The sequence below is a fragment of the Acinetobacter lwoffii genome (assembly GCF_024129735.1).
Taxonomy (GTDB): Bacteria; Pseudomonadota; Gammaproteobacteria; order Pseudomonadales; family Moraxellaceae; genus Acinetobacter; species Acinetobacter lwoffii_H.
The window spans coordinates 33,850-47,681 of sequence record NZ_JAMXXK010000012.1; the positions used below are offsets into that span (position 1 = coordinate 33,850).

Genomic DNA, 13,832 nt, shown 5'->3' on the forward strand with positions numbered 1-13,832 from the left:
CTACGGGTGCTTTTTTATTGCTTTGATTTCGAATCTTGATCAAATCTTCGAAGAATTCAGGCGCTTTTGCAGTATCGGGCTACACAGTAGAATCGCACAGAAAATCAGCCCCAGCCCGATTAGGCTATAGAGGTCCGGAACTTCCTGCCAGAACAGAAAGCCCCACATGCCGGCAAAGAAAATCGCCACATAGTTGACTGGCCCAATTTGTCCTGCCGGAGCCAGCTTGTAGGCATTGGACATAAATAGTTGGCTAAAATTGGCCAGAATGCCGGCAGTAATCAGATAGCTGAGTTCTGTCAGGGTATAAGGTCGCCATAGCCAAAACATCGGAATCACGGAAATCAGGGTGCCAATAAAACAGAAATAAAATACGATTTTTTCCGGAGACTCGGTTTTGGTCAGTGCCCGAACCGTGACAAACGCCATCGCCGCCAGAAAACTCGCACTTAAACCAATGACTGACATCAGGTTAATTAAACCCGAATCCGGTTTGGCAACACAGAGTACCCCGACGAAACCAATCAGAGCCGCAACTAACATGCTTGCTGTGATTTTTTCCTTAAGAAATAGCCAGGCAATCAGCGGAATAAAAATAGGGGAAGAGTAGGTGAAGACCATGGCATTGGAGAGTTTTAAATGCGCGATGGCATAGAAAAAGCCGTACATGGCAGTCAGGCCGACCACTGCGCGCCAGGTGTGCATCCATAGTTTTTTAGTTTTGAAAAAATCAATGCCCTTATTGAAAATGAAGGGCAGGAAAATAAACAGCCCGACAAAATTGCGAAAGAAGACCACGGTGGCATTATCAACCGTTGCCGAGGCATAACGGATACACACGCCCATGACTGAAAAGAGAAAAGCAGAGCAGGTCAGTAACAGAATGGCTTTAAGCAGATGCGGAGCGGCTGGGGCAGACATGGAAACAACTGAGCTAGAAGATCTGACGATATTCTAGCTGAAATGCTGTCGAGATTTACTGGCTTTGAGCAAGTTGTGCTTCAAGTAACTTGATCTGTTCCTCTTTCAGTTGGATCAACTGGTCGGCATCGCTATGCTGCGCATCCAGTGTGGCTTTTTGTTCATTGAGCTGAACTTGGATATCATCTAATTTAGCCACTTCTTCTTTGGCCAAACTGGCATTCTCCGGCACTGGTGCATCTAACAGCTGATCTGATACCAGTGCTTTAGCTTCGATCGCCTCAGCTGCTTTCGCTGCCGCCGTATCTTCTTCAGTTTTCGCCGCAGGTTTTGCTGCCGGAACAGCCGCGATATCTTCCTGATGTATGCGTTCCGCTTCACCGGAAGAGGCATTCAACCACTGATATAGCAATACCAATGCAACGACAGTAACTAAAGCCCCCATAATCCCCATTAAAAGTTTGGGGTTATTTCTTTGTTCTACTGACATAGCTTGAACCTTGATGTTTTTATTTTGAACGAGGTTTAAACTGAATCACGCCAACTTCATCTGGAACAGCTGGTATTTCTGGTTGATCAACATGCGTGGGACGATTTTCTTCATAACCACATTCAATACATTCGATCCATTCATCTTCACCAGAGGTCAGCATGACGACGCGATCTAACGCCTGACATTTTGGACATTTTGCGCCTGCAATGAAACGACGTTTAATGGTCATCATACTCACCTTGTGATCAACTTAAAAAGCTAGTTTAAGCGTTTTTAGAGGGGTTCGTCCAACCTTGATGACGCAGCAATGCATCTATTTTTGGCTCGCGTCCGCGGAAATTGATAAATGCGTCAAGTGCTGTGTCTTTTCCGCCAACTGCGAGGATATTTTCCCGAAACTGCTTTCCGGTAGTGGTATTAAAAATACCTTCATCTTCAAAGCGGTCGAAAGCATCACTGGCCAAAACTTCGGCCCATTTATAGGAATAATATCCTGCTGCATAACCACCGGCAAAAATATGACTGAAGCTGTGCTGGAAACGGTTATAGTCGGTGGTCGGTAGAACCGCATATTTTTCACGGATCTCATTCAGAGTAGCCTGAACCTGTGCTGCATTTAAAGCGGGATTGGCTCGGTGGATACTCAGGTCAAATAGAGCAAATTCCAGCTGGCGCAGGGTTTGCATGCCAGACTGGAAGAAACGTGCATCGAGCAAGGCCTTGAGCAGTTCAGCCGGTAGGGATTCTTGAGTTTCGATGTGCTCGCTGAGCAGATCCAGACTTTCCTGATCCCATGCCCAGAATTCCATAAACTGGCTTGGCAGCTCAACGGCATCCCACGCCACGCCATGGGTACCTGCCACGGCAATATTGTCCACTTCTGTCAGCATATGATGCAGGCCATGGCCGAATTCATGGAACAAGGTGATGACTTCATCATGGGTCAAGAGCGCAGGGCGATTGCCGACGGGTGGGGTAAAGTTACCGACCATATAGCAAATCGGTTTTTGCAGGCCATCACTGGTCTGCATACGGGAACGGAAACCACTCATCCAGGCACCGCCACGTTTGCCTTGGCGTGCATACAGGTCAAAATAGAAGCCGCCAATCACCTGACCCTGATCTTCCAGTTCAAAATAACGTGCATCCGAATGCCATACCGGAGCTTCACGTTCAATGACTTGAATGCCATACAGACGGTTCACAATACTGAACAGGCCTTGCAGGATTTTCGGTGCAGGGAAGTAAGGTTTAAGCGCTTCCTGTGACAGGTTAAATTGCTGCATTTTCAGCTTTTCAGAATAATAGCCACTGTCCCACGGTTGCAGATCACGGATGCCATCTTCAGCAGCAATCGCTTTCAGTTCTGCAATTTCTTTCTCTGCTGGCGCGCGGGCATGCTCTGCCAGATCACGCAAGAATTCGTCTACGGCCTCTACACTTGGTGCCATTTTGCTGGCTAAGGACAATTCCGCATAATTATTAAAGCCAAGCAGTTTTGCCATTTCCAGACGCAAACTGAGAATTTCTTCGATCAGTGCAGTATTGTCAAACTCGCTCTGTTCAGCCTGATCTGACGCACGCGTGGTATAAGCTTTATAGAGTTCTTCACGCAGAGGGCGATTTTCTGAATGGGTCATGATCGCCAGATAAGACGGGAAATCCAGCGTAGCCACCGGTTGATCCAGCTCACGTTGCTGACCATATTGTTTTAACAGCTCAATATTATTTGAAGATAGACCCGCTAACTCATCTTCATTCAGCGGTCTGAAATAGGCCTGAGTCGCATCTAGCACATGGTTGGAGAAGTCGGAAGATAATTGGGACAGACGTGCCGAAATTTCCGCATAACGTTTTTTCGCTTCACCCTCTAACGCCACCCCAGATAATTTAAAGTCACGTAAGGCCAGTTTAATGGCGCTTTGCTGCGCTGCCGGCAGTTCACTATAAATCGACGCATCATAAATATGCTGATAGGTCTGATACAAGGCCGTATGTTGACCCAGTTGCGTATAGTATTCGCTAAGTCCCGGTAAGAGTGCTTGATAGACATCACGGGTTTCGGCATTGTTCATCACGGCATTTAAATGCGACAGGATGCCCCAAGACTCACTCATATTATTTTCAAGCGTGTCGACATGTTCCAGTGTGGTTAGCTGCTCCTGTACTGTAGTAGGCGTTTCGGTGAGGTCATTCAGGAACTTTTGCCCTTCAGCGATACAGCTTTCAATTTTTTGTTTTAGCTCAGCCAGCGTAATCTGATCAAATTGTGGAACAGGCAAAGTTGCCTTTTCTAAAGTCATGTCGGTCTGCCAAATTAATTTTCAGTGTTAGTTCTAGAAGTAAGGCTTCTTGATCGAGAAATCAAGCTTGACCGGTGATTTATTCTGAAGCAGGAGGTATCGAGATTTATTCAATCTCGTTCACAATGATGTCCAAGCTACTTTTGCTAATGTTGAGTTATAGTTCAACTGATTGGTGTTGCTCGCTGAAACTTCGAAACAGATAGTTTAAGAATAGGCAGAATTCCATAGTCTGTTTCAAAGAAATAGGAAATATGTCTTTGCAGATCTTTGAATTTCACTGATTGAGTATGGATCAAGAGGTTATACGGTTTTCCTCAGTTTTAGATAAAAAGAGGGCAGGTACGTGATCTAAGATGATGATTCGATGCGGTGAACATTTTTATTCTAATCGTATTTATTTTGGATAAGGTATAAAAAAAAGAGCGCCGTAGCACTCTTTTTAAACCGTCAAAAATTATTCAGTCTTGGCTTTTGCATTCGACTTTTTCTTTTTGACCTTGGCCTTTTTCTTTACTTTATCTTTAACCTTTGCTTCAGACTTTCCTGCAGATGGTTTAGCAGACTTTTTACTGTAAGAGCTGGGTTTTCCTTTTCCTTTTTTGCGTCGTATGGGTTGTTCTCCATCGGCGCTCAAGTTGGATTTAGATTCACGTTCATTATTGCCAAACACTTCTTCTGTCGCTGCTGGACGTGATACTGGTTTTTTCTCACTCACGCGCGGTGCACGGGCACGAACTGCACGGCCGGCATGACTGAGTTGTTGCACCAGTTCAAAATCGATCTTACGTTCTTCCAGATTGACACCGGCAACCTTGATTTTGACTTCATCACCCAGACCAAAGACCTGACCACGGTTCTGGCCGATCAGATTCTGGCTGCTTTGATCAAAGACAAAGAAGTCATCACCTAGCTGGCTGACATGCACCATACCATCGACATACAGATCTTTTAACGTGACAAACAGGCCAAATTCTGCCGTTGCACTAATAATGCCGACAAATTCTTCGCCCAGATGCTGCTGCATATAATGACATTTCAACCAGGTCGTCACCGAGCGCGACGCTTCATCTGCACGACGTTCTGTGGCAGAGAAATGGTCACCAGCTTCATCTAAAGCACCGCCTGAAAGCGGAGATGGCTTGTTATTTAAATGTGCTTTGATTGCACGATGCAATAACAAATCCGGATAACGGCGAATTGGTGAAGTGAAATGTGTATAGGCTTCATAAGCCAGACCATAATGGCCTGCATTACTCGCACCATAGTAAGCCTGCATCATGGAGCGTAATAACACGGCATGAATACTTGGTGCATCAATCCGTTCTTTGGTCGCTTCAATCACCGCCTGATAATCTTTCTGAGTCGGCTGTTCCGGGAAATTCAAACCCAGCAGCTTGACGAAGTCACGGACTTTCTGGATACGTGAGAACTCTGGTGGCTCATGCACACGGTACAACATTGGCATTTCATTTTTCAATGCATATTCTGCGGCTGCCACGTTGGCCAGCAACATACATTCTTCAATCAGCTTATGCGCATCATTACGGCTACGCGGCAAAATTTCTTTAATTCCGCCCAGTTCGTCGAAGGTCATGTAAGTTTCGACGGTTTCAAATTCCATGGCATGGCGTTCAGCACGTAAACTTTTAAGAACTTGATAAAGCTGGAACAGGGTGTTGATCGACTTGCGAACTTCACGGTCTTCGGTAATGGCTTGACTGTCACCTTCCAGATACTGTGCGACCTGATCATAGGTCAAACGTGCCTTGGAATGCATAACAGATGGATAGAACTCAAAACCGGTAACACGGCCAGCACGTGACAGTTTTAAATCACAGACCATACATAGGCGGTCAACATTCGGATTTAACGAACACAGGCCATTCGACAATGCTTCAGGCAGCATCGGTAAAACAAAGTGCGGGAAGTAGACTGACGTCCCGCGTTCCTGCGCTTCATCATCCAGCGGTTTGCCTGGACGCACATAATGGCTGACATCGGCAATGGCTACGACTACACGATAACCACCGCCGGGACGTTTTTCGGCATAAACGGCATCATCAAAGTCACGTGCATCTTCACCGTCAATAGTAACTAAGGCTAAATCACGCAGATCCACACGACCTTCATGGTCTTTGGCCGTTGGTTCTTTAAAGCTCTCGGCTTCTTTAACAACTTCTTCCGGGAATTCATAAGGCAAACCATATTCTAAAATGGTTTGTGGAATGATGATTTCAGTATCGGCCTTGTCTGCCATGGACTGCACAATATGCCCAGTCGCGAATTCTTCACGGGTCGGATAGGTATCAATCGCCACACGAATCGAGTCACCCAGATTGACCTGGGCATGTTCGATCAGTTCTTTTTCAAGGGTGATTGGCTGATGTGCATTCGGGTTGGCTGGCTGGATAAAGTATTCACCATCATACTCTGACACTTTACCAATGATCTGTTTGACACGATGCTGCACAACTTCAGTAATATAGCCCCAGGCCTTACCTTTACGGTCTACCGAAGTCTGACGCACTTTAACGCGGTCACCATTAAAGACCAGACGCAGTTCACGCTCAGCCAATAATAGGTCATCCTGGCCGGAAATGTTGGCAGTTCCCATCCCTCGGGAATTGATATAAACCGTCGCTTCGGATTCAGGTTGCTCGACGGCAATCTGAAACTTGTAGCCGTCTTTCATCAGTTGCCCGTCACGCACCATCGCAATTAAACGATGGCTCAGGGCATCAATACTTTTTTGATCTGCAATTTCAAAATGTTCGACCAGGTCTGCATGGGACTGGGCATTGTTCTTTTCGATGGTTTCTAAAATGAGCGTGCGGCTAGGGATAGGGTTGTCATAACGTTCGGCTTCAGCTTTTGCTTCAGGATCGACCCAGTTTTTCATCATGTCTTTAAATTTATCTTAGGAGATAGGTTTAGCATAAAACATGTGTGCGCAGACTGCACGTAAATGATTGCAATAATCCATTTAAGTTTTCAATTTTCTGTTAATTTTCGATAACTGGAAATTTATGCAGTTTTTTTGCCATCAAAATGCGCGAAAAATCGAGGAATTGCTTAAAAAGTATTTAAACGAGCAAAAATATGCACTTTTTTTTGATGCTGCGCTTGCAGTGCCATGCCGAAATTTGTATTATGGCCGCACGTTACGGTGAGATGGGTGAGTGGCTGAAACCACGTCCCTGCTAAGGACGCATACGGGTAACTGTATCGAGGGTTCGAATCCCTCTCTCACCGCCACGCTTACTTATGTCGCGCGCTCATAGCTCAGCTGGATAGAGCACTTGGCTACGAACTAAGGGGTCGGGAGTTCGAATCTCTCTGAGCGCACCAAGTAAGTTAAGCAGAAAAAACGTATTGCCAACCGAGGCAGACAAGTTACGCGCTCATAGCTCAGCTGGATAGAGCACTTGGCTACGAACTAAGGGGTCGGGAGTTCGAATCTCTCTGAGCGCACCAACTTGAACAATTAACCGCACATGTTGCGGTTTTTTTGTGCCTAAAATTTACAGAAACACCAGACAACACATGCTAAAAATAAGTCTCAGGCGAGTGAATAAAAATAAAGGCAGTCGTGATGAGAAAAATCATTGTCCAGGAATTTTTGACCCTCGATGGCGTGATGCAGGGGCCCGGCGGCCCAGAAGAAGATATATCTGGTGGCTTTCAATATGGTGGCTGGGTGGCGCCGTATTTTAATGCGGAACCTGATCCGGCATTTGATGTCATTATGCAAAAATGGATGCAGCCCTCCGATATTCTTTTAGGGAAACATACTTTTCAGATTTTTGAATCTTACTGGCCCACACATACTGAAGACTGGCCGGGAATCAATGACGTCAATAAATATATTCTTTCTACTAGTCTGGAGCATTCCGACTGGCAAAATACCCTTTTTCTGAAAAGCATTGATGAGATAATCAATCTTAAAGCATCGGGAGAGGGGGATATTCGCGTGTATGGTAGTGCTGCAGTGGTACAGACACTTTTCAAATATGAGCTTGTGGACGAACTTCGTCTGCTGACTTTTCCAATTATACTCGGTGTTGGCAAACGCCTGTTTAGCCATGAATCAATACCCGCCGCTTTTCAATTGATAGATCATCTGGCCAGCTCAAATGGTATTGTGTTTACGCATTATCAAAGGGCAGGAGAAGTAAAGACTGGAACAATAGGCGAGTGATAAAGTGTACAAGGATGATGGTCGTTTTATATTTGAATTCTATTCTGGCTGAATACCTGGTTAAGAATACTTAAGGCTGACCCATTGCGTAGTGATGGAATTTTTGGAAAATACAAGCCTCTTGATTGAATTAATTAAGTGTTTTTAGCTCTAAATCCGCAGAAATTTTCAGCAGAAAACTATAAATTTTGATACATCGTTTAATTACTGTACATTCAGTTGTGATTTTATTAAAAAACACTTAACAAGACTGAAAAAGCTCGTATAATGCACCCCATCAAGACGTCGCGCTCATAGCTCAGCTGGATAGAGCACTTGGCTACGAACTAAGGGGTCGGGAGTTCGAATCTCTCTGAGCGCACCAATCTTGATAAGAATTCTGAAAAAACCGCACGTTGATGCGGTTTTTTTACGTCTGTGATTTTTAACTATTTTTCATATAAAAAACCAATAACTCTCTGCTTCCTGCTCATCTTAATTTTTGCTGCACTTTCAGTGCATAAACGGTATTACCACCCACTGCTGGTAAAATATCATGATAGGGCATGCTACGCATGGCTCTTAATAAGAACGGCGCCTGATCGTGAATTTTCATACTGCTGGTGATTTGAAATAAGGTACCTTGTGACTGCGGCAATAAGCGCATACCACCTTTCACAAACTTCAAGTCACCGCCATTGGCATTGAACTGGTTTTGCAGGGAATCAGGTTGGTAAAAATGCATCTTAAAATTAAACGGGATCTGAATCACGCCCAAACCCACCGACACCTTATAGTTGGCATCTATATTCTGAGTATTGACCGGATTCAGTTCGACTTTCTTGATCTGCCGAGGAAAAAGCTGCTGCGTCGCTTCAGCCGCTAACCACGGTCGCAATTTTTCGACCGGATGCGCAAAATATTGATAGGTGCTGCTAAATCTTAAATTTTCTGAGGCTTTTCCTTCTTTGACCTGATAGCTCGGTAAAATGAAACTGACCGGTTGCCCTGATTTTTGGCTGATCTGGGCAATTTTTTGTAGCTGTTGAGGGTTGAATCTCATCTGCGGAATTGGAGTTGCTAGTGCCGCTGTATGATCGGTTTCAAAGCGCTGTTGTAGTGCTTCCAGTAGAAATGCATTGGTACTCGGCGGAATGCCGAGTTTGGCTTCAGGCAGCGCATTCAGGATTTTACTGAATAAAAAGCCTTTGGGCTGATTCAGGTCGCCCCATTGGGTGACAGTCACCAGCGTTTTATGCGGACCCAGTGCAAACCATTCCAGTTTTCCCGCACCATAGGGAATTGGCGCATCAATAATTAAGGTGCTGATGCTGTTTTCACCCAGATGATGCTGCATCACTACGGTTTCTTTAAAGTTCAAGACTGGAATCGGGGTCGGGATATGAACCTGATATTTAACCTGCTGAATCGAACCCTGCTGCTCCAGCACTTTGGCCGACTTTAAGGTCGGAAACAGGCCGACATAATTCGGATAATGGCGCAGCAATTTTTCGACCTGAGCTTCAGCTACCGGTAATACCACAGCCGCACTATAAAACTGTGTCTTGCTGGCTGCATTACTGTTTAAGGTGGGAAGCTGGGTTTTACTGGTTGGATGTGCATAAATCAGAATCCGCTCGCCGGTTAACTCTGCCAGTTGCTGGGCATTGCCCTGATAAGCACTCAGACTGCTCGGCAGTTCGGCATTCCAAGGAATAATCTTGGCCAGTGCTGGAGCAGAAGCTGCCAAACAAACACCGATGAGCATGCATTGCTTTAATCCTTTCATTCAACATCCTGTTGTGTATTTTTTTTTTAATTGCTATTTATTTAAAACCAAATGCACATATTTCCAAAGCAAAGTTATGTAATTGATGCGACAGGCCATAAGCGCTGTGGATATTTTGGTATAGTATTGGGCAAGATTTTATTTTTGATGTGATGCTATGACTGAGTCAGCACCGACTTTATCGACCCGTTATTTTCTGACTTTAGAAGAATCTCAGGATGGTTTTGCCTTGGCGACGTTTGGCAAGAAGCAGATTTCACGTTTTCTGACCCCTTTGGTCAGTATCGGGATCATCATCTGGGGTTTCTCGATGGGCTTTGATGGCGTTGGACGTTATTACGTGGCTTTGGGTGCATTCTTCCTGATCCTGCAAGGCATCATGCGTTACTGGTTCCTGCCGATGATGTTTAAACGCCAGTTTGTTAAATATCAGTTTGGTAAAAGCGAACAGGGTATTGATTTGTATCAGGACTATGCGGAAATTTTTACCAATGATCGTAGCAAGCTGGTGCCATATAGCGAAGTGCAGAATTTTGCTGTTGGTAAACTGACTTATATGCTGGAATTGAAAAACCGTACCGTGGTTATTGTGCCGAAGCGTGCATTTAAGGACGCCACTGAACAGAGTATGTTCGAGCATACATTTAAAAAATAATTCAGATATCTATAAAAGGAAAAGGGAAGTTTTGATCATGAGCACACGTCCATCCAAAATCGTTTGTGTGGGTCGCAGTTATGCCGATCATGCCAAAGAACTCGGCAATGCGATCCCTGATCGTCCGGTATTGTTTATCAAGCCACCGAGTGCCTTAAGTTCGCTCGAAGCAGGCATTGAATGGAATCCGGAATGGGGCAATTGTCATTATGAATGTGAACTCAGCTTGCGTATTGACCGGACTTTAAGCAAAGAAAGCGATCCTCTGAAAGCACTTAAAGCTGTGGGTGCGGTGACTTTAGGTCTGGACTTAACTTTGCGTGATTTACAGGATGATCTCAAGAAAAAAGGCCAGTCTTGGGAACGTGCCAAAGCCTTTGATGGTTCTTGTTTGTTGTCGGACTGGGTGCCTGTCGCCGATGTAGTCACGGACTGGAAAGATGTGCATTACACACTCGAAGTCAATGATGAGCTGCGTCAAAAAGGCGATACTGCATTATTGATATTTGATATTGCGACGTTGCTGGCTGACATCAGTCAGGTCTTTACTTTGGAAGAAGGCGATGTGGTGATGACCGGTACCCCGGCAGGCGTTGCGGCATTGCATTCAGGCGATCAACTGAAAATGACGCTGAAGGGGCAGGTTCAGGATTATGTCTGGATGACTTTTGTGAAATAACCAAGATTTTAAATTAAAGGAGCCAATGGGCTCCTTTTTCATATGCATCATTTTATTCATTAACAGTATAACGCTTGCGAAACTGATCTGGGGTGCTTCCCATCCAGCGTTTAAACATGCTGATAAATGCCGAGGCATTGGCATAGCCCAGATCAAAGGCAATGCTCTCGACACTATGCGCTGCATTTAATAAAGACATGGCCTGCATCACTTTCAGGCGTTGCCGCCATTCATGTAGTGACATTCCCAATTCTTTCTGGCTGTATCGGGCTAGCGTCCGCTCGGTTAAATTGACGCGTTCGGCCAGTTGCTGCAGCGAGCTCTGATCTGCCGGATGCTGATATAAATAATCTAAAATCTGTTTCAGCAATGCATGTTCTGAATGCGGTAAATAACTGCTGACCAGTTGGGCTTGCTGGAGCTGATCGAGCAGCACCTGTAGCAGACGCTGATATTCAACTGAATTCTCGAGTGCTGGATGGTCTTGCTGATGCAGTTGTTTCAGGTGGGTGAATAAAGCGGTGACCAGAGGTGCACTGAGCAGGATGCCGGGTTGGGTGGGCAGTTGGCTGCATAGTGATTCATGCACATACAGGGTGCCATGAGAAACTGCGGTACGGTTCAGACCACGATGTTCTAAATTTGGCGGGAGCCAGATGCCGTGAGGTGAAGGTGTCACATAATTTATATGATTAATATTCACTTCCATCACGCCATGAAAAGCATAGACAAATTCTCCCCAGGCATGGCCATGCAGCGGATAAAAAGATTGCGCGGGATCCTCCCTGAAACTGAGCCAGAGCGGTGCTTTAATCAGATCATGGGTCGGAAGTTGCTTGAGCGAAGCTGAATCTGCTTGGATTTTTTTATGCATCACCGAAATTGCCTGAATAACACCATCATTTGTCTACTTTGAAGTATATCTTTTATTTCTGACACTTTTATAGTGTACCTTCCAAATGAGCAACAGGACCGTATGTGAGCCAGCGTCAGGCATTAGATGCCAAAGCATCTGCCATCATGTTTGTATTGTGTATGTTGTGGGGTTTACAACAGGTGGTATTGAAATGGGCCGCCAGTGATATTTCAGCCCTGATGCAAATTGCCTTGCGTTCAGCCTTATCTGCGCTGATGGTTTATCCCCTGATTCAGCAGAGCGTGCGCCGTCAACTCTGGAATGCACGCTATTTACCTGCAGGATTACTAGTCGGTGTGTTGTTTGCAACCGAATTCTATCTGATTGGTGAGGCACTGCGTTATACCTCAGCCTCGCATACGATTGTTTTACTTTATACCGCGCCGATTTTTGTGGCTTTGGGTTTACACTGGAAATTGCCGGCAGAGCGTTTGTCTTCTGTGCAATGGGGCGGAATATTTCTTGCCTTTAGCGGAATTGTAGTCAGCTTTCTGTTACGTCCACAGACAGAATCAACTTTACAAACTGATGCCTTGTGGGGAGATTTTCTGGCTTTGCTTGGCGGCGTATTCTGGGCAGCCACCACAGTCAGTGTACGTCTGAGCCGGCTGGCTGAAGCACCTGCAACCCAGACTTTGTTCTATCAATTATTGATAGGTGGAATGCTGTTATTGCCTCTGGCTGTTCTGACTGGACAAGCAGCCATTCAATGGACGGTGTTGTCTATTTCCAGTCTGGTTTTTCATACCATGCTGATTTCCTTTGCCAGTTATCTGATCTGGTTCTGGATGCTGAAGCATTATCTGGCATCGCGTCTAGGGGTATTTTCCTTTTTGACCCCTGTATTCGGCATGCTGTTCGGCGTACTGATTCTGGATGAACACATCGAAATCAATTTTATTATCGGCACCTGTATGGTCATGCTGGGTGTGATTCTAGTGAGTTTGCAGGGATGGCTGAAAAAACCGAATATCAATAAAAGCATTCAAGAGCAAGCATGAAAATCTGGTCTGTAAATTTAGCGACCTGGATTGGTCTGTCTTCTATTCTGATCTGGGCCAGTCTGGTCGCCGTAGTGAAACTGATTACTGAATCTACAAGTGCAGTGCAGGGGATTGCTTTAATTTATAGTTTTAGCAGTCTGGCGATTTTTGCGTTCACCGGCTTTCCAAAAATCACGCAAATGTCCAAGCGTTATCTGCTCGGTTGTGGCGCTTTATTTGTGGCTTATGAGATTCTATTTCTGGTTGCTGTGGCATGGTCGGATAATCGTGAACAGGTGATGCTGATTGCCATGATCAATTATCTGTGGCCACCCTTGATGATTGTTTTTTCGATTTTTGCCCGACAGTTGCAGGCCCGCCTCTGGGTGATTCCAGGCTTTCTGCTCGCTGTGATGGGACTGATGCTGGTGGTCAATCCAGAAATCACTAATCTGCCGAAGTTTATGCAGGTTTTAGCTGAAAATCCTTGGGCTTATGGCTTTGCCTTTCTCGGCGCTTTGTTATGGCCTTGCTATTGCGTTCTGACCAGAACCTACGGCCGCGGACAAAATGGTGTACCGATTTTCTTTTTGGTCGCTGTAATCAGCTTATGGCTCTTACATTTAGGATTAAATGAACCTTTTATCATGCCCTCATTCAAGCTATGGCTGGGAATTGCGGTGGTGGGTAGTCTGATTGGCATCGCCTATAGTAAATGGAATCAGAGTATGCAGTTCGGCAATATCAAGGTGCTGATTTTAGCCACCTATTTTATGCCGATTCTTTCTTTGGTCATGTCAATGCTGATTCTGGATGTCAGACCCGAACTCAATTTCTGGATCGGGACAGGCTTGGTAAGCGTGGGTGCGCTTATTTGTTGGAAATCCACCTATAATATTTAAAAAATCCTCTC

12 protein-coding genes and 4 tRNA genes are annotated in these 13,832 nt (G+C 45.3%); 9 read left to right on the forward strand and 7 right to left on the reverse strand.

Annotation, left to right across the window (positions count from 1 at the left end; genetic code table 11):
* Positions 1 to 39: 39 nt before the first annotated feature.
* The 5 genes from NI469_RS05225 to rnr form a co-directional block, all read right to left on the reverse strand.
* On the reverse strand, positions 40 to 921 hold the full coding sequence (locus NI469_RS05225) for a DMT family transporter (RefSeq protein ID WP_253174552.1): 882 nt from the start codon (positions 919 to 921) through the stop codon (positions 40 to 42).
* Between the two features lie 55 nt (positions 922 to 976).
* Positions 977 to 1,411 (reverse strand): restriction endonuclease subunit S domain-containing protein, encoded by a 435-nt coding sequence (locus NI469_RS05230; protein ID WP_005168705.1) that lies wholly within the window; start codon positions 1,409 to 1,411, stop codon positions 977 to 979.
* A gap of 19 nt (positions 1,412 to 1,430) precedes the next feature.
* Entirely contained in the window at positions 1,431 to 1,637 is a 207-nt protein-coding gene (locus NI469_RS05235) for a YheV family putative zinc ribbon protein (RefSeq protein WP_253174568.1), read from the reverse strand.
* 40 nt (positions 1,638 to 1,677) lie between these two features.
* On the reverse strand, positions 1,678 to 3,732 hold the full coding sequence (locus NI469_RS05240; RefSeq protein ID WP_253174569.1) for a M3 family metallopeptidase: 2,055 nt from the start codon (positions 3,730 to 3,732) through the stop codon (positions 1,678 to 1,680).
* Between the two features lie 442 nt (positions 3,733 to 4,174).
* Positions 4,175 to 6,622 (reverse strand): ribonuclease R, encoded by a 2,448-nt coding sequence (gene rnr / locus NI469_RS05245; RefSeq protein ID WP_016806776.1) that lies wholly within the window; start codon positions 6,620 to 6,622, stop codon positions 4,175 to 4,177.
* 263 nt (positions 6,623 to 6,885) lie between these two features.
* Between rnr and NI469_RS05250 the strand changes: the two genes are divergently transcribed.
* The 5 genes from NI469_RS05250 (at position 6,886) to NI469_RS05270 (ending at position 8,282) form a co-directional block, all read left to right on the forward strand.
* Positions 6,886 to 6,975, forward strand: a tRNA-Ser gene (locus NI469_RS05250).
* Positions 6,976 to 6,991: 16 nt separating this feature from the next.
* Positions 6,992 to 7,068 (forward strand) — tRNA-Arg (locus NI469_RS05255).
* Positions 7,069 to 7,117: 49 nt separating this feature from the next.
* A tRNA-Arg gene (locus NI469_RS05260) sits at positions 7,118 to 7,194 on the forward strand.
* A 118-nt stretch (positions 7,195 to 7,312) separates the two neighbouring features.
* Positions 7,313 to 7,918, forward strand: coding sequence for a dihydrofolate reductase family protein (locus NI469_RS05265; RefSeq protein WP_114541580.1), 606 nt, complete (start codon positions 7,313 to 7,315; stop codon positions 7,916 to 7,918).
* A 287-nt stretch (positions 7,919 to 8,205) separates the two neighbouring features.
* Positions 8,206 to 8,282, forward strand: a tRNA-Arg gene (locus NI469_RS05270).
* 105 nt (positions 8,283 to 8,387) lie between these two features.
* Here the strand turns inward: NI469_RS05270 and NI469_RS05275 are convergent.
* Positions 8,388 to 9,686: an SRPBCC family protein gene (locus NI469_RS05275; protein WP_253174553.1), complete on the reverse strand. Its 1,299-nt coding sequence runs from the start codon at positions 9,684 to 9,686 to the stop codon at positions 8,388 to 8,390.
* 157 nt (positions 9,687 to 9,843) lie between these two features.
* Between NI469_RS05275 and NI469_RS05280 the strand changes: the two genes are divergently transcribed.
* On the forward strand, positions 9,844 to 10,341 hold the full coding sequence (locus NI469_RS05280) for a YcxB family protein (protein ID WP_253174554.1): 498 nt from the start codon (positions 9,844 to 9,846) through the stop codon (positions 10,339 to 10,341).
* A 37-nt stretch (positions 10,342 to 10,378) separates the two neighbouring features.
* Complete coding sequence (locus NI469_RS05285) at positions 10,379 to 11,020, forward strand: fumarylacetoacetate hydrolase family protein (protein WP_253174555.1); 642 nt, start codon at positions 10,379 to 10,381, stop codon at positions 11,018 to 11,020.
* Between the two features lie 52 nt (positions 11,021 to 11,072).
* On the opposite strand, the gene NI469_RS05290 is transcribed toward NI469_RS05285, so the two are convergent.
* Complete coding sequence (locus NI469_RS05290) at positions 11,073 to 11,894, reverse strand: AraC family transcriptional regulator (RefSeq protein WP_253174556.1); 822 nt, start codon at positions 11,892 to 11,894, stop codon at positions 11,073 to 11,075.
* Positions 11,895 to 11,998: 104 nt separating this feature from the next.
* Here NI469_RS05290 and NI469_RS05295 point away from each other — a divergent pair, with 104 nt between their 5' ends.
* Both NI469_RS05295 and yddG read left to right on the forward strand, forming a co-directional pair.
* Positions 11,999 to 12,937 (forward strand): DMT family transporter, encoded by a 939-nt coding sequence (locus NI469_RS05295; RefSeq protein WP_253174557.1) that lies wholly within the window; start codon positions 11,999 to 12,001, stop codon positions 12,935 to 12,937.
* Positions 12,934 to 13,821, forward strand: coding sequence for an aromatic amino acid DMT transporter YddG (yddG, locus tag NI469_RS05300; protein ID WP_253174558.1), 888 nt, complete (start codon positions 12,934 to 12,936; stop codon positions 13,819 to 13,821). The genes NI469_RS05295 and yddG overlap by 4 nt, the downstream gene beginning before the upstream one ends.
* Positions 13,822 to 13,832 lie beyond the last annotated feature (11 nt).

Excerpts from the sequence above, each read along its gene's own strand:
- NI469_RS05225 (WP_253174552.1), bottom strand. The coding sequence starts at position 921 with ATGTCTGCCCCAGCCGCTCCGCATCTGCTTAAAGCCATTCTGTTACTG.
- NI469_RS05230 (WP_005168705.1), bottom strand. The coding sequence starts at position 1,411 with ATGTCAGTAGAACAAAGAAATAACCCCAAACTTTTAATGGGGATTATG.
- rnr (WP_016806776.1), bottom strand. The coding sequence starts at position 6,622 with ATGATGAAAAACTGGGTCGATCCTGAAGCAAAAGCTGAAGCCGAACGT.
- NI469_RS05265 (WP_114541580.1), top strand. The coding sequence starts at position 7,313 with ATGAGAAAAATCATTGTCCAGGAATTTTTGACCCTCGATGGCGTGATG.
- NI469_RS05275 (WP_253174553.1), bottom strand. The coding sequence starts at position 9,686 with ATGAAAGGATTAAAGCAATGCATGCTCATCGGTGTTTGTTTGGCAGCT.
- NI469_RS05280 (WP_253174554.1), top strand. The coding sequence starts at position 9,844 with ATGACTGAGTCAGCACCGACTTTATCGACCCGTTATTTTCTGACTTTA.
- NI469_RS05285 (WP_253174555.1), top strand. The coding sequence starts at position 10,379 with ATGAGCACACGTCCATCCAAAATCGTTTGTGTGGGTCGCAGTTATGCC.
- NI469_RS05290 (WP_253174556.1), bottom strand. The coding sequence starts at position 11,894 with ATGCATAAAAAAATCCAAGCAGATTCAGCTTCGCTCAAGCAACTTCCG.
- yddG (WP_253174558.1), top strand. The coding sequence starts at position 12,934 with ATGAAAATCTGGTCTGTAAATTTAGCGACCTGGATTGGTCTGTCTTCT.